At 57.1% G+C, this 14492-nt stretch carries 15 protein-coding genes; 5 read left to right on the forward strand and 10 right to left on the reverse strand.

Annotated features, from left to right (window positions below; genetic code table 11):
- Window positions 1–82 precede the first annotated feature (82 nt).
- Window positions 83–1363 carry a glycoside hydrolase family 10 protein gene (locus CRO87_RS00055; protein ID WP_255252463.1) on the forward strand — a complete coding sequence of 427 codons (1281 nt, stop codon included), beginning with the start codon at window positions 83–85 and terminating at the stop codon, window positions 1361–1363.
- An 85-nt stretch (window positions 1364–1448) separates the two neighbouring features.
- Here CRO87_RS00055 and CRO87_RS00060 read toward each other — a convergent pair whose 3' ends face one another.
- The 6 genes from CRO87_RS00060 to CRO87_RS00085 form a co-directional block, all read right to left on the reverse strand.
- The gene (locus CRO87_RS00060; RefSeq protein ID WP_097160883.1) at window positions 1449–2006 is read right to left on the reverse strand and encodes an RNA polymerase sigma factor; all 558 of its coding nucleotides are present in this window, start codon (window positions 2004–2006) and stop codon (window positions 1449–1451) included.
- Window positions 2003–2470: a hypothetical protein gene (locus CRO87_RS00065; RefSeq protein WP_097160884.1), complete on the reverse strand. Its 468-nt coding sequence runs from the start codon at window positions 2468–2470 to the stop codon at window positions 2003–2005. The genes CRO87_RS00060 and CRO87_RS00065 overlap by 4 nt, the downstream gene beginning before the upstream one ends.
- Window positions 2471–2555: 85 nt before the next feature.
- Window positions 2556–3509 (reverse strand): hypothetical protein, encoded by a 954-nt coding sequence (locus tag CRO87_RS00070; RefSeq protein WP_255252464.1) that lies wholly within the window; start codon window positions 3507–3509, stop codon window positions 2556–2558.
- A gap of 26 nt (window positions 3510–3535) precedes the next feature.
- A complete protein-coding gene (locus tag CRO87_RS00075; protein ID WP_097160885.1) occupies window positions 3536–4333 on the reverse strand; it encodes a MipA/OmpV family protein in 798 nt (265 codons plus the stop codon).
- Window positions 4334–4448: 115 nt separating this feature from the next.
- The gene (locus tag CRO87_RS00080; RefSeq protein ID WP_097160886.1) at window positions 4449–4964 is read right to left on the reverse strand and encodes a DUF6622 family protein; all 516 of its coding nucleotides are present in this window, start codon (window positions 4962–4964) and stop codon (window positions 4449–4451) included.
- Between the two features lie 102 nt (window positions 4965–5066).
- Window positions 5067–5972: a LysR family transcriptional regulator gene (locus tag CRO87_RS00085; RefSeq protein ID WP_097160887.1), complete on the reverse strand. Its 906-nt coding sequence runs from the start codon at window positions 5970–5972 to the stop codon at window positions 5067–5069.
- A gap of 122 nt (window positions 5973–6094) precedes the next feature.
- Here CRO87_RS00085 and CRO87_RS00090 point away from each other — a divergent pair, with 122 nt between their 5' ends.
- Window positions 6095–7504: an MFS transporter gene (locus CRO87_RS00090; protein WP_097160888.1), complete on the forward strand. Its 1410-nt coding sequence runs from the start codon at window positions 6095–6097 to the stop codon at window positions 7502–7504.
- Window positions 7505–7602: 98 nt separating this feature from the next.
- On the opposite strand, the gene CRO87_RS00095 is transcribed toward CRO87_RS00090, so the two are convergent.
- From CRO87_RS00095 to CRO87_RS00110, 4 genes are all read right to left on the reverse strand, one after another.
- The gene (locus tag CRO87_RS00095; protein ID WP_097160889.1) at window positions 7603–8142 is read right to left on the reverse strand and encodes an NUDIX hydrolase; all 540 of its coding nucleotides are present in this window, start codon (window positions 8140–8142) and stop codon (window positions 7603–7605) included.
- 6 nt (window positions 8143–8148) lie between these two features.
- On the reverse strand, window positions 8149–8511 hold the full coding sequence (locus tag CRO87_RS00100) for a DUF1801 domain-containing protein (protein ID WP_097160890.1): 363 nt from the start codon (window positions 8509–8511) through the stop codon (window positions 8149–8151).
- A 74-nt stretch (window positions 8512–8585) separates the two neighbouring features.
- On the reverse strand, window positions 8586–9014 hold the full coding sequence (locus CRO87_RS00105) for an OsmC family protein (protein ID WP_097160891.1): 429 nt from the start codon (window positions 9012–9014) through the stop codon (window positions 8586–8588).
- Window positions 9015–9064: 50 nt separating this feature from the next.
- Window positions 9065–10111, reverse strand: a complete 1047-nt coding sequence (locus CRO87_RS00110) for an NAD(P)-dependent alcohol dehydrogenase (RefSeq protein ID WP_097160892.1) — start codon at window positions 10109–10111, stop codon at window positions 9065–9067.
- Between the two features lie 261 nt (window positions 10112–10372).
- Here CRO87_RS00110 and sra point away from each other — a divergent pair, with 261 nt between their 5' ends.
- The 3 genes from sra (at window position 10373) to CRO87_RS00125 (ending at window position 14441) form a co-directional block, all read left to right on the forward strand.
- A complete protein-coding gene (sra, locus tag CRO87_RS00115; protein WP_097160893.1) occupies window positions 10373–10513 on the forward strand; it encodes a stationary-phase-induced ribosome-associated protein in 141 nt (46 codons plus the stop codon).
- A 189-nt stretch (window positions 10514–10702) separates the two neighbouring features.
- Window positions 10703–12400 (forward strand): NAD-dependent malic enzyme, encoded by a 1698-nt coding sequence (locus tag CRO87_RS00120; RefSeq protein ID WP_097160894.1) that lies wholly within the window; start codon window positions 10703–10705, stop codon window positions 12398–12400.
- Window positions 12401–12722: 322 nt separating this feature from the next.
- Window positions 12723–14441: an ABC-F family ATP-binding cassette domain-containing protein gene (locus CRO87_RS00125; RefSeq protein ID WP_097160895.1), complete on the forward strand. Its 1719-nt coding sequence runs from the start codon at window positions 12723–12725 to the stop codon at window positions 14439–14441.
- Window positions 14442–14492 lie beyond the last annotated feature (51 nt).

Here is a 14492-nt window from a genome sequence, read left to right on the forward strand (position 1 = left end):
CTTCTTCACTGCATGATAACTCAGGGACGCCATCATCAGCTCACATCATCTCCCCTTAGCTGGCCGGCTCAGTCGTGCTGGCTTGTTGATTGCCACCGCGCTGGTGCTCGCCAGCTGTGGCTCGAAACCACCCAAATCGCTGGTAACGCCGTTGCCACCAGTGGCTAAGCACCCGTTGCCGGATTCTTCTTCGTCGGACCACCAGCCTGTTCGCGGCATCTGGCTGACGACCGTTTCACGCCTCGACTGGCCGCCAATCCCTTCGGTGAACGTCAGCGATCCAGCCACCCGCGCCCGCATGCAAAAGCAGGCGATGACCGACAAGCTGGATAATCTGCAACGTCTCGGCATCAATACCGTGTTCTTCCAGGTGAAACCTGACGGCACTGCCCTGTGGCCGTCACAGATTCTGCCGTGGTCAGATATGCTGACTGGCACTATTGGTGAAGATCCGGGTTACGATCCGCTGATGTTCATGCTCGAAGAGGCGCACAAGCGCGGCATGAAGGTGCACGCGTGGTTTAACCCCTATCGCGTGTCGACCAACATCAAACCGGGCACGACCGCCGCGCTGAATCGCACGAGTTCGCTGCATCCGGCGAGCGTGTTCGTCACGCACAGGGACTGGATCCGCACCTCAGGCGATCGTTATGTGATCGACCCGGGTATTCCCGAAGCGCGTGACTGGATAACCAGTATCGTGGCGGAGGTCGTGTCCCGTTACCCGGTCGATGGCGTGCAGTTTGATGACTATTTCTATACTGAATCGCCAGGCTCTGCGCTGAATGACAATCAAACGTTCGGCTTATACGGTCAGGGCTTTGCCTCTAAGGCAGACTGGAGACGTAAAAACACGGAGCTGTTAATTGGGCAGGTCTATCGCACCATCAAGCAGATCAACCCTAACGTGCAGTTTGGCGTCAGCCCGGCGGGCGTGTGGCGCAACCGCTCACACGATCCAGCAGGATCCGATACCCGCGGCGCAGCGGCGTATGATGAATCATTCGCTGACACCCGATTGTGGGTACAGAAAGGCCTACTGGACTACATCGCGCCACAGGTTTACTGGCCTTTCGCGCGTGATGCCGCCCGTTATGACGTGCTGGCAAAATGGTGGGCTGACGTTGTGAAACCAACGCATACCCGGCTTTATATCGGCGTGGCGCTGTATAAAGTGGGCGAGCCTTCCCGAAGCGAGCCGGACTGGACCGTTCAGGGCGGCGTGCCTGAGCTGAAAAAGCAGCTGGATTTGAATGAATCTCTGCCCAATATCAGCGGCACGATTCTGTTCCGCGAAAACAACCTCAATCAGCCACAGACGCAGCAGGCGGTGAATTATCTTCGTAACCGCTGGGGAAGCTGATTCAGGTATCACTTCATCCACACGGGCCTACAGAATCACGGTGATCTGCAGGCCCGCTAAAGCGTCACCGCCAGCGGGAAGTTTGTTATTCGATCAACTCGTCATACAGACTACGCAACCGCGTGCGGAGAAAGAGTACCGCTTTGTGCTTGCGCGACAGCAGCGCCTGAACGCTGTCGCCGGTCTCCTCCGCCAGTTCCTTATAGCTCAAACCTTCGAGCTCCGTGCGTTCAAACACTTCACGCTGCGCAGCGGGCAATTCCGCTAACGCATCGTTTAATTCTTCCCACAGCAGCGACTTCAGGTAATCCTCTTCCGGCGTTTGTGCGACGCCAAACAGCGTTTCAGCCAGCTCATCTTCCGGAAAATCCCCCTCTTCGTCTGCCGTAAAAAAGGACGACAGCGGCAACTCTTTTTTCTTACGTGACCGATCCGTTAGTTCATTACGCGCGGCGCGAAACAGCCAGGCGGCGACATTCTCCACCGGCTGCTCCACCTTCATCAGTTGCCAGGTAATTTCCTGCAAAACGTCATCGGCATCTTCCCTTACCGCCGTGCGGCCACGGATAAAGGCGGTTAACCGTGATCGACAGGCGTTGAGCGCCGTCATCAGCAGTGAATCCCCTGCCGCGTCCGATTTCATCCGCGCGGTTCGCTGTCAGGTGCATCCGATGGACGAGACTCTGGTGACGCTTCCGGACCCATGCGCTCATCACGTCGTTCGTGCCAACGGCCGCAGCGTCCGTGACGTTCATGATGATGTCCGTGACGGCCAAACCCTTCACGGCGATGCTGCATAAAGGCTTCGCGCTGCTCCGGCGTCATTTGCATCCAGCGCTCATGCATCCGGCGACGCATGCCTCCGAACATCCCGGGGCGGAAACCGAGCCCGCCGAACAGAATACGACACAGTACCAGCAACCCTAACGCCTGCCAGAAGCCAATGCTTTTCACGCCGATAAGCGCTGGCAGCAGCGCATTCCAGAGCGACATCACCAGCAGGCCAAGTACGGCAACGATAATCGCACCGATAACCAGCGGTTTCGCCATCCGGTGTCCGCCAAAACCGTGGCCGTGGCGATGTTCGTGTCTGTCAAAATTTCTCATGTTTTTTTCCTCATTACGTTTCGTACTGAGGTAGACGAATCAGACGCAGAAATATTGCTGAAAAAAAGAGAAAAAATAAGAAAAGTTAAAAACTCATCGCCAGGCCAATGCCGTAACCGGTGGTGTTTTCACCAAACATATAACGCGCAACCAGCCGGGTGCGGGTGATAAAGACCGGGTATTTACTGCTGTCGAGCTCAAGCCCGATGCCGACAGAGCTCAAACTGTTGAAGCCCAGTTGCCCGCGCTGTTGGCCGAGATATTCCGTATGCGCCCCTTCAAGCACATAGCGCACAGGGCTTTTCAGCAGCGTCCAGTCAGAAATGGGGGCGCGACGGCGCAGATACAAACCCAGATTCTGCGCGTTAGCCTCCCCCTGCACCGCATCCGATGTGCTGCCGAAGGTTTGCAGATTCATGGCGGAATAGCGCAGCTCCACGTCAATGTCCTGAGGATCGGATATCAACTCGTAATCAAGCATCAGTGAACCGCCAAGGCCATAAGCGTTCAGCCGTCCGCCGTCGAGAAATTTGTAGTCGGCGTCCCGGCGTTGCTCAATCACGAAGCTGCCAATTCGCACATCGCTTGCCATGGTGCCAAGCATAAAGTTGGCGATTGGGCGCAGGACAAGGTTCCCACCGAGACTGTCCGTATAGAGCTTGAAATCCCAGCCGATACCGCCAGTAGCGGTCAGGCTATTCCATTTGGTGGGGACACGACGTGCTTGTGCGCCATCGGTTAAAACGAATTGCGGATCATAACGGCTGTAGCCCATCGTGCCTTCGAGGTAAATCGGAAAGCTGTCGCTCAGGGTCGCACCGCCGCCGAACTGGGTCATGGAGAGATTATTATTTTCGTTCCCCGCGCTGCCGATGTTCAGGTCGCTGGCGGTGACATCCGGAAAAACCGAATAGCTCATCAGCGCCAGCACGGCATCGACGCGTTTCTTAATGCGGTCACCATCGGCAGCGGAGCAGAATGCGGAGGGAAGCCAAGCGCTCAGCAGTAAAAGAACAAGACCTGGAGATGGAACTGTCATGCGTGGCCCCCTTCAGCGATAAATAGCTACCAGGTGTATCCGACCCCGGCAATGACGAAGAACTCACCCGAGTGCTGCACAATGGGGCTGTCAGCAATGTCTTTATCGTACAACTCGTAGTTAGCCGCAAACAGGCCCATCCAGTGTTGGCTGAAGCGGTAAGTGGTTATCACCGCCGCCATGGGTGAAAACGTCGTACCGGTGTCCCAGGCTTTACGCTGCGGTGTCGCCTCAGCAGACGACACACCACCGAAATAGTAGTTCGCCATTTTGTCGCTGCGGATCATCATCCCCATTCCGGGCATCACTAACCAGTTATCTTTGAGTATCGGGAAGTCGGCCCACAGCAGCAACTCCTGGCCGTTACTGCGCCCGGTGACATCGGTTGCAAAACGGGCGGTCAGCAAAGCATAGGGCGTGATGTAGGTTGCCCCAAGCCCGGCCTCAAATTCCCCTTTTCGCTTATGCATACCGTGAAGCGAGTCGGCATCGTCCGGATCGAGGTTGCCGAAGCGATAACGCCCGTAGCCATACAACGCAAGATTGTCGTCGTAATGGAAGTAGTAGCGGGCCCGGTCGCCGAGGTACATCAACTGGTCACCAAAATAGAGCGCGCCGGGGATCGCTAAGGCCGTATTATCCTGCCCTTTATAACGCGCCTGGCCGCCAATGCCCGCCGCCCCCGCGACAAAACCTTTTGGCACAGGGCTTTGCGGATTATCTCTTGCCAGAATATCCAGAGAGCCGAGATCCACTTCGGCGCAGACAGAGGCGCTGAGAAGCCAGAGCACGCTCAGCGCGACAGAATGACGTTTCGTTATCATTATAATTCCTGAACCTGCTATTAGCCGTTGTGCGGCAAAAGAATGCTTCAATTTATCAAGTGATTACTCTAGTCTGCCGCCTGAATATTACCAGCCTGGACGCGGCAGGATCGTCCTAATTCAGCGAGCGAGCCGGAGAAAAGTAACACTGCAAATAGCGGGTGAACTTCCCAAGGAAACTGCCGGCAAAAATCCCGCCTGCAATCACTGCCGTCGCGCTGACCAACGGCTGCTGCATTGTCTGCGGAGAAACCGCCGTCAGTACGCCAAAAACATACTTAATGGCAAAAGCAGTCATCATCAGCGGCAGCGCTGAATAATCAGCCTGACGATTAATGGCCCGCGGCTGCGTGGCCCGGCTCACCCGCTCAGGACGAATCAGCCAGAATCCCAGCGCCGCGCCGGCGAGCAGCCCGGCAATCCACAGCGCCACAATACCTGGCGTCAGATGGCGGTAAACCACCAGGTCGTAAAGATCCCAGGTTAGAAATATCAGGGGGATGATTGCCAGCCTTTCCAGCGTGACGGTTGCAGGCTGGCGCGCCTTTAGGCCGCGCAGCAGCAAAAACACAAACAGCACGTACACCCAGATGGGTGTATCAGTCAGCATATGAACAATAAATTCAGCCATTCCGGGTACCTGCGGGCACGTGAACGGAGCTTCTGCTCTGCAAAAAAAAGCCTGGCACAACGGCAATCACTTTGCGAATCAGCCGCTTCAATGCTGTGACACTCAATCAGGATACTGCTGCTGGCAAACGCTCAGCACCGTCTGCCTCAACCAGCGGTGCGCCGGATCCCTTTCCATACGCGGATGCCACATTTGCGACACGGTAATGGTGCGTGTTTTCAGCGGAAGCTCAAAAGCGTGCAGCGCCGGTGCGCCCTGGCGCAAAAAAGAGGCCGGTACCAGGGCGATTAAATCCGATGCCTGCGCTACCGCCAGCGCGGCAGAAAAGCCAGGCACAACGCTGACAATTTTGCGTTCTAAACCCTTGTCTGCGAGCGCTTCATCCACCGGCCCATGCGGCTGACCGCGACGCGAGGCCACCACGTGGCCCCAGGCAATATAGTCGCTGATGCTCACCGGGTCCTGCTTCGCCAGCGGATGATCCTTGCGAACCACGCCGACAAACCTGTCGCGAAACAGCGCCTGGAGACGAATTTCCGGGCCCATATTGCTCAGCACGCCGATCTCAAGATCCACAAGCCCTTCACGCAGATAGCGCGAGGACTTTTCCGGTTTTGGCGCAAAGCGTAAACAGACCTGCGGGGCGGCCTGGGCGACCGCGGCAATCAACGCCGGACCGAAGGCTTCGATAAAACCGTCATTGGCGCGAACGGTGAAGACCCTTTGCAACTCGGACAAATCGAGCGTCTCAGCTGAGGGTTGCAGCACAGCCCTGACCTCGAGCAGCGCATTTCTCGCCCTCTCACGATTAGCCTGGGCGTAAGGCGTCAGCACCATATTGCGGCCTGCCCGAACCAGCAGTGAATCACCGGTCACCTCACGTAAACGGCCAAGCGTACGGCTCATCGCGGAGGTGCTCAGATTCAGCCGCCGGGCGGCGCCAGCGACGCTGGCCTCCGTCAGCAGCGCGTCCAGCGCAATCAGCAAGTTGAAGTCAGGATCGGTCATCAAAATGGTCCTCAAAGTAAGATAAGGCGTTTGATGCAACTATAACCTGACATTGCTGCGTCTTCCGCCTTCTTTCTGGTAGGCCTATTCTTTGCGCATTCCAACATTGCTGAGTGATTGATATGACCCTTTTTTCTGACCAACCGGGTGACGAAGGCCTGCCGGGCCGTGAACGAGCCTTCGCCATGGCGGCGGTGATGACCTCCACGCTGATGGCGGTATTTGACGGCTCAATGGTGAATATTGCCCTGCCTCAGATGGCGCAGTCTTTAGCGGTAACGAGCGCCACTGCCGTCTGGTTTGCTAACGGCTATTTACTCTCTGCCGCCATGACGCTGGCTATTTTCGCCGCGCTGGCCACGCGCTTTGGTTTTCGCGCGGTGTTTCTCTTCGGACTGAGCCTTTTTACCCTGGCGTCTGTAGGCTGCGCGATGGCCTTCTCGGCAGAGATGTTGATCGCCATGCGTATTTTGCAGGGCATTGGTGGCGCCGCGACGCTGAGCATTGCCCCGGCGATTTTGCGATCCGTGTTTCCTGGCAGGTTGCTCGGGAGGATCCTCGGCATGAATGCACTTTTGATTGCCTCCAGCACCGCTGTGGCACCCGTACTCGGCGGTGCGCTGCTCGATACGCTGAGCTGGCCATGGCTTTTTGCGATCAACATTTTGCCGGGGAGCGTGGCTATTGCATTAGCGATGAAGGCGATTCCACATCAGCCCGCCCTGAAACCACAGAAATTTGATGCGACAGGCGCGGTGCTTTCTGCCACGTTGTTGGGATCACTGATCATGGCGGCGAACAGCTTCGCGGAACCTCGCGCCGCCCTCCATGCGCTGAACACTGGTGTGTATGGTTGGAGCACTCTGGCGCTTGTCGGTGGCATAACGTTCATCTGGCATATCCGACGAACCGACAAGCCCCTGCTGCCACCGGTGATCTTCACATCGTCCCGTTTTTCCCTCGCGGCGCTGACGTCGCTGGCATCGTTTGTCAGCCAGGGCATCACCTTCGTCGCCCTGCCGTTTCTGTTTCAGAGCGTTTATGGCTACAGCGCGCTGGATTCGGCCCTGCTGTTTACGCCGTGGCCGGTGGGCATCGTGCTGGTTGCCCCACATGCGGGAAGACTGGCGGATAAGTACCCGCCGTCGGTGATTTCGACTCTTGGTCTGGCGGTTTTCGTTATTGGCCTTACGCTGCTGGCGATGTTGCCCGCCCAGGCGACGGCCTGGGATATCGGCCTGCGCAGCCTGATTTGCGGGATGGGGTTTGGCTGCTTCCAGAGTCCGAACAACCGGGAGATGCTGTCAGGCGTGGCGAGGGAGTTCAGCGGTTATGCCTCCGGCGTGCTGGCGATTGTCAGAACGTTCGGGCAGTGCGTGGGCGCGGCGCTTGTCGGCGTGATGCTGGCGATAATGGTGACCGGAGGTCAGGTAGCGCTGGAAGCCCAGGCGGTAAGGATGAGTTTGTGGGTCGCGGTTATTGCTTCAGGCGTGGCGGTGGTATTCAGCTTGAGTCGTTTGCGTCAGAATTAGCGTGAGAAGAGCCCGGTGGCGTTACCTTACCGGGCCTACAAAAACGCCTGTAGGCCTGATAAACGAAGCGCCATCAGGCAATAAAATAAGTGACAACGTCACACAAACCCTTTCAGTTTAGCTAACAAAAAGGCCGTAACCGAGGTGGCATCGCTGATTTTACCTTCGGCAATCAGCGCTTCAAACTCGGCGACCTGCATCCGGCGGCAGGTCAGCCCGACCTCTTCCACATCCAGGTTTTGCGTGCTGGCAACAAAATCTGTTGCCAGCCAGATGTGATACCCCTGGCTGGAATAGCCCTGCGCCAGTTTCTGATAGCCGATTTGCGTCATGCTGTTGGCGAGTAGCCCGGTTTCCTCGACCAGTTCCCCGCGCGCAACGGCAATCGGGTCAGCGTCCGGGCTCAGCTCCCACGACCCCTGCGGCAGCTCAATCGTCCTTTTGCCAAGCGGATAACGGTACTGCTCCACGACCCAGATATGGCCTTCGGCAACGGGCACGATCACCGCAAAGTCTGGCTTCTCGATGACTGAATAAACGCCGTGCGAGCCGTCGGCCCGCTCGATGCGATCTTCCTTCAGCCGCATCCACTGATTACTGTATATTTCCTGCGAACTCAGGGTCTTAATTTCACTCATAACCACTCATTTTTGACTGTTGTAGGCGATGGCGCGACGGATCATTGCCACCAGCGCGGGTTTATCCAGTTTGTCTCCGGCACTCAGATCCAGCGCCCGCCACTGGTTGCCGTTGAGACCGGCGTTAAACAGATTATCGGGATCGGCAAGTTTCGCGCCCTGGGCAAAGGTCACTTTTACCTTTTCCTTGTGGGCGTTGGCAACGGCCAGATTGCCGTTCAGCACCCAGGTCGGGCTGCCCATCCATTTCCAGGCTTCGGACACTTCTTTGTCCGCCTCCAGAAAGCAGTGACGGATCTGCGATAACATCTCACCGCGCCAGTCATCGAGCCCGGCGATCAGCTGGTCTATCTGTTCTGTGGGGGTCATGCTGGCCTCGGACTGTGCGCCGACTTGTGCGGTTGGCCGGGTAAGCTGCGATCGCCCCCCGGCAATCAGCGAACTTAGTTCAGCGTATAATCCAGCGTGATCTCAGCCTTCAGCACCTGAGACACCGGGCAGCCCGCTTTGGCTTTCTGAATAATGCCATCGAAGGTGCCTGCATCAATATCAGGCACGGCAATTTTGCTTTGCAGCGCCACTTTGGTAATGGAGAATCCGGCGTCGGATTTATCAAGCGAAACGGTCGCTTCGGTATCAATGGAGGTGGCCGTAAACCCGGCCTCGCTCAGCATCAGCGACAGCGCCATGGAGAAGCAGGACGCGTGCGCGGCCGCAATCAGCTCTTCCGGGTTAGTCCCTTTAGCCCCTTCAAAGCGGGTGTTAAAGCCGTAGGGCTGCTGGCTCAGCGCCCCACTTTCCGTCGAGACGGTGCCTTTGCCGCGTTTCAGATCGCCTTCCCAGTGGGCCTGACCTTTCTTATGGATAGTCATCTTTCACTCCTTTTTCCTGTGGGCTGATAAGTATAGAACATGCGCCTGACTCAGGCCTGAAGGGAGGCCATATCAATCACAAAGCGGTATTTCACATCGCTCTTCTGCATCCGCTCCCAGGCGTGGTTGATATCCTGAATGTTGATCACCTCCACGTCGGCGGCGATCCCTTTCTCAGCGCAGAAATCAAGCATCTCCTGGGTTTCCGCAATGCCGCCAATGGCCGACCCGGCAATGGAGCGGCGATTGATCAGCATCGGGACGGTATTAAATTCTGGGGTGTCGCCAAGCAGGCCAACGAACACCAGCGTGCCGTCCAGCGCCAGCGTCGGCAGGTACGGGTTGATGTCGTGCTCATAAGGAACGGTGTCGATAATTAAATCGAACTGATTGTGTACCGTCGCCATCTGCTTATCGTCAGTAGACAGCACAACGTTGTTTGCACCTAGACGACGGGCATCGGCCTCTTTCCCCGGCGAACGCGTAAACAGCGTGACTTCTGCACCCAGCGCATGAGCCAGTTTCAGCCCCATATGCCCCAGGCCGCCGAGGCCAATCACCGCCACTTTGCTGTGCGGGCCAATCTTCCAGTGGCGCAGTGGCGACCAGGTCGTGATCCCTGCGCAAAGCAGCGGTGCCGCGCCCTGCAGCTCCAGACCTTCCGGCACGCGCAGCACGAAATCCTGGCTGGCAAGAATGACCTGAGAATAGCCCCCGTAGGTCGGCTGATGGTCGTGTCGGTCGTGGCCATTATAGGTCTGGGTGTTGCCCTCTTCGCAGTACTGCTCCAGCCCGTCCTTGCACGGTGAACAGACGCGACAGGAGTCGACCATACAGCCGATGGCGGCTAAATCGCCTGGCTTGAATTTAGTGACGTTGTCACCAACGGCCGTCACCCGCCCGACGATTTCGTGGCCCGGCACCAGCGGATATGTGCTGAATCCCCAGTCGTCGCGTGCCTGGTGGAGATCGGAGTGGCAAACGCCGCAGTACAGCACTTCGATCGTGACGTCGTCAGGCCGTGGCGTGCGACGTTCGAACGTAAAAGGAGCCAGCGGCGTGGTGGGATTTTGTGCGGCATAACCTAAAACTTTCATGGACGACCCTCGCGATATGCAGAACGGAAAACCTCAGGGCGAAGCCTCAAGCATAGTTCAGAGACATGGCGCAATGATGACGGCCGCACAAAGGGTTAAACCTCAGAGAGTTCCTGAAAGCGCCGAGTCGTGTTGCTATTTTGCGCAGGATGGTCAACTATCAATCGGGCAGGCCAGTCAACTTGTCTGCGCTAAGGGGTAAATTTCGCCCGGTCCCACCGGGAATGACCTTGAAACCATTCACAGGATTAAGGAGTCAGAATGAAATCGAACCGTCAGGCACGCCACATCCTCGGCTTGAACTACAAGCTGTCCAACCAGAAAAAAGTCCTTATCGAAGGCGATTCAGAAACTCAGCATAATCATATTCATGCGACAGGCCGTAAACGCCGCAGCGAATAATCGTTGTTTGAGTAAGAGTTTTCGATAAAGACCGACACCACCGTTAACAAAAGGTGGTGTTTTTTTTACTTTCAGATCCGCCGCTTTTTCCCTTTTTATTAACACTTGCTTTATACTTTGCCGCGCCGAATACCCTGCCAGCCCCGTTCGCGCTGCCTGGTCGGGCCGTGATGACAAAGGATCAGTGAGATGTTACCCAACCCTAAAAATAACCGTTCTCTTTATATCCCCTATGCAGGCCCCGTCTTACTGGAGTTTCCGCTCCTCAATAAAGGCAGCGCGTTCAGCCTTGAAGAACGTCGCAATTTCAACCTGTTAGGCCTACTGCCTGCGGTGGTGGAAACCATCGAAGAGCAGGCCGAACGCGCCTGGATCCAGTATCAGGGCTTCAAAACCGAAATCGACAAGCATATATACCTGCGCAACATCCAGGATACCAACGAAACCCTCTTCTACCGTCTGGTCGAAAATCACCTCGACGAGATGATGCCGGTGATTTACACCCCGACCGTTGGCGCCGCCTGTGAACGCTTCTCCGAGATTTACCGTCGCTCCCGCGGCGTGTTTATCTCCTACGAGAACCGCCACAACATGGACGACATTCTGCAAAACGTGCCAAACCACAACATCAAAGTGATTGTGGTGACCGACGGCGAGCGCATCCTGGGCCTCGGCGACCAGGGCATTGGCGGCATGGGCATTCCTATCGGCAAGCTCTCGCTCTACACCGCCTGCGGTGGGATCAGCCCGGCATACACCCTGCCCGTCGTGCTTGACGTGGGTACCAACAACCAGCAGCTGCTGAACGATCCGCTGTACATGGGCTGGCGTCATCCGCGCATCACCGACGATGAGTATTACCAGTTCGTCGACGATTTCATTCAGGCCGTGAAACACCGTTGGCCGAACGTGCTGTTGCAGTTCGAGGACTTCGCACAGAAAAACGCGATGCCGTTACTGAACCGCTATCGCGATGAGATTTGCTCGTTCAATGATGACATTCAGGGCACTGCGGCGGTCACCGTTGGGACGCTGATTGCCGCCAGCCGCGCTGCAGGCAGCCAGCTCAGCGAGCAGAGAATTGTCTTCCTCGGCGCAGGATCTGCCGGGTGCGGTATTGCCGAACAGATCATCGCGCAGACCCAGCGTGAAGGCCTGAGCGAAGAGCAGGCCCGCGGCCGTGTCTTTATGGTCGACCGCTTCGGCCTGCTGACCGATCAGATGCCGAACCTGCTGCCGTTCCAGACCAAACTGGTGCAAAAGCGCGATAACCTGAGCAGCTGGGACAGCAATGAAGATGTGCTGTCGCTGCTGGACGTCGTGCGTAACGTCAAACCGGACATTCTGATTGGCGTCTCCGGGCAAACGGGCCTCTTCACGGAAGAAATTATTCGTGAAATGCACAAACACTGCCCGCGTCCGATCGTGATGCCTCTCTCTAACCCGACTTCCCGCGTGGAAGCCACGCCGCAGGACATCATCACCTGGACCGAAGGCTGTGCGCTGGTTGCCACCGGCAGCCCGTTTGCCCCGGTTGTGTGGAAAGAGAAAACCTATCCGATTGCGCAGTGCAACAACTCCTATATCTTCCCGGGAATTGGCCTCGGCGTTATCGCCTCAGGTGCCTCGCGCATTACCGACGAAATGCTGATGTCCGCCAGTGAAACCCTGGCGAAGCACTCGCCTCTGGTGAATAACGGTGAAGGCCTGGTGCTTCCGGAGCTGAAAGACATTCACACGGTGTCCCGCGCTATCGCGTTTGCCGTCGGAAAAATGGCGCAGCAGCAAGGCGTGGCCGTTAAAACGTCGGCTGAAGCCCTGCAACAGGCCATCGATGACAACTTCTGGCAGCCGGAATACCGCAGCTACCGCCGCACCTCGATTTAATGTCTGATGGCGCTGCGCTTATCCGGCCTACGAATATCTGTAGGCCTGGCAGGCGTAGCGCCGCAGGGAAATCTTAGCTACACTCTGCTCACCCATTAATCTACTGAATATAAAAGGAGGATCCCCATGCCGTACTGTGAAATGTTTAATATTTCACATACCTTTGGCGATCGCACTTGCTCAAGCGTTATCCGTACCGTGCTGCGATAACTTCTGCTTGAGCGAAGACACCAGAGACTAAATCCCTTCCCTCGGCTTACCGGGTTATCGTCGGCGTTATTTGACGAGGCGTTTCTACGCCAGTAACACTTGAGTAAGTACTATGAGCACACTACTGAATGCGCACTCCCTGTGCCACGACACGGCCTTTGGCCCCCTGTTTACCCATCTCACTTTCACCCTGAAAAAAGGCGATCGCGTCGGGCTTATTGGCTATAACGGCTGCGGTAAAAGTACCCTGCTTAAACTGTTAGACGGCACGCTTGAGCCCACTTCTGGCTACGTCTCCATCGCCGGACATTGCCTGCTGGCGCGCGTGGAGCAGCATCTGCCGGACTCGCTGAATCCTTTAACTATGCTCGATGCCGTGCTGGACAACATTCCTCACGCCGAGCGTGAAAGCCAGCGCTGGCGGGCAGAAGCCCTGCTTGCGGAAATGGGTTTCAGCCCGGCGGACTGCGCGTTAACCGCAGCCACCCTGAGCGGCGGTCAGCACACGCGACTGCTCCTGGCGCGGGCGCTGATTACTTCACCGGACCTTCTGCTGCTGGATGAACCGGGAAACCACCTCGATCTGCCCACGTTGCTGTGGCTGGAGCGCTTTCTTAACGGCTGGAACGGCAGCTTTATCGTCGTCTCACACGACCAGCAGCTGCTGGACAACGTGACCAACACCAGCTGGATCCTGCGAGACCGACAGCTGCACAGCTTCGCCCTTCCCTGTGGCGCTGCCCGTGCGGCACTGGCAGAGAAGGATGCGAGTGACGCCCTGCGCTTTAAAGCGGAGCAGAAAGAGATCGACCGGGTGACCGCCAGCGCCAAAAGGCTCGCCGTATGGGGAAGCGTCTACGACAACGAAGACCTCTCCCGTAAGGCTAAACAGATGGAAAAACAGGTGGAACGGCTGAAAGAGAGCCAGACCGACGTCACCGCAGGCAGCCAGTGGAAATTGCAGCTTCAGGGCGATGCCCTGCGGGCCGACCGTCTGCTGGCGCTGGATAACCTTCCTGTTCCGCCCGCGCCCGGGCTGCCACCGCTGTTCCGCACCCCGGTTGTTCGCCTGAAAAGCGGCGATCGGGTGGCGGTCATTGGCCGCAACGGCTGCGGGAAATCCTCCCTGCTGCGGCTTATCTGGCAGCATTATCAGGCAGGTATGCTGACGGAAGATCTGAAAATCCACCCGCGTGTGGCGATGGGCTATTACGACCAGACGCTGCATCAGCTGGCTGATGAGGCCACGCTGTTTGAGGCGCTGGAGCCTTTTGCGCCCGAGCCTGAAACGCGGAAAATGGCCCTGATTAGCGCCGGATTCGCCTGGTCACGGCACGGCCAGGTGGTGAGTTCGCTGAGCGGCGGCGAGCGCTCCCGGCTGCTGTTTATCGGCCTGACGCTGGCGCGCTACAGCCTGCTGATGCTGGATGAGCCAACCAACCATTTGGATATGGAGGGTAAAGAAGCGCTGGCAGAAACGCTGCAATCCTTTGCCGGCGGCGTGCTTCTGGTAAGCCACGACCGCCATCTGCTGAAAGCCAGCTGCAACCGATTCTGGCTCATCGAAAACGGTGAACTGGAAGAGTGGCATGATGCAGATGCGGCATGGGAAAGGCTGCGGGAGCCGGTACTCCACGGTTTCGCGCCAGAGCCTGATGTGAAAATTGAAACGACGGCCCATGCCTCAGACGACCTGCTGGAGAAATTGATCGAGCTCGAAACTCTGCTGGCTGACGATCAGGCCAGAAAACCGAAGCACCAGAAGCCGCAGCTTCAGGCTCAGTGGCAGCGTGAAATCCGCCTGCTAAACGCTCAGCTTGCATTGCTGTAGTTATCCTCTGAATGCCGGGCGGCGCAGGCTTGCCCGGCTTACTGGACTGAG

It is taken from the genome of Enterobacter sp. CC120223-11, assembly GCF_900215375.1.
In the GTDB taxonomy this organism is placed as follows: Bacteria; Pseudomonadota; Gammaproteobacteria; order Enterobacterales; family Enterobacteriaceae; genus Scandinavium.

Coding starts and splice junctions, on each gene's coding strand:
- CRO87_RS00060 (WP_097160883.1), bottom strand. CDS start 2,006: ATGAAATCGGACGCGGCAGGGGATTCACTGCTGATGACGGCGCTCAAC.
- CRO87_RS00065 (WP_097160884.1), bottom strand. CDS start 2,470: ATGAGAAATTTTGACAGACACGAACATCGCCACGGCCACGGTTTTGGC.
- CRO87_RS00070 (WP_255252464.1), bottom strand. CDS start 3,509: ATGACAGTTCCATCTCCAGGTCTTGTTCTTTTACTGCTGAGCGCTTGG.
- CRO87_RS00075 (WP_097160885.1), bottom strand. CDS start 4,333: ATGATAACGAAACGTCATTCTGTCGCGCTGAGCGTGCTCTGGCTTCTC.
- CRO87_RS00080 (WP_097160886.1), bottom strand. CDS start 4,964: ATGGCTGAATTTATTGTTCATATGCTGACTGATACACCCATCTGGGTG.
- CRO87_RS00085 (WP_097160887.1), bottom strand. CDS start 5,972: ATGACCGATCCTGACTTCAACTTGCTGATTGCGCTGGACGCGCTGCTG.
- CRO87_RS00090 (WP_097160888.1), top strand. CDS start 6,095: ATGACCCTTTTTTCTGACCAACCGGGTGACGAAGGCCTGCCGGGCCGT.
- CRO87_RS00095 (WP_097160889.1), bottom strand. CDS start 8,142: ATGAGTGAAATTAAGACCCTGAGTTCGCAGGAAATATACAGTAATCAG.
- CRO87_RS00100 (WP_097160890.1), bottom strand. CDS start 8,511: ATGACCCCCACAGAACAGATAGACCAGCTGATCGCCGGGCTCGATGAC.
- CRO87_RS00105 (WP_097160891.1), bottom strand. CDS start 9,014: ATGACTATCCATAAGAAAGGTCAGGCCCACTGGGAAGGCGATCTGAAA.
- CRO87_RS00110 (WP_097160892.1), bottom strand. CDS start 10,111: ATGAAAGTTTTAGGTTATGCCGCACAAAATCCCACCACGCCGCTGGCT.
- sra (WP_097160893.1), top strand. CDS start 10,373: ATGAAATCGAACCGTCAGGCACGCCACATCCTCGGCTTGAACTACAAG.
- CRO87_RS00120 (WP_097160894.1), top strand. CDS start 10,703: ATGTTACCCAACCCTAAAAATAACCGTTCTCTTTATATCCCCTATGCA.
- CRO87_RS00125 (WP_097160895.1), top strand. CDS start 12,723: ATGAGCACACTACTGAATGCGCACTCCCTGTGCCACGACACGGCCTTT.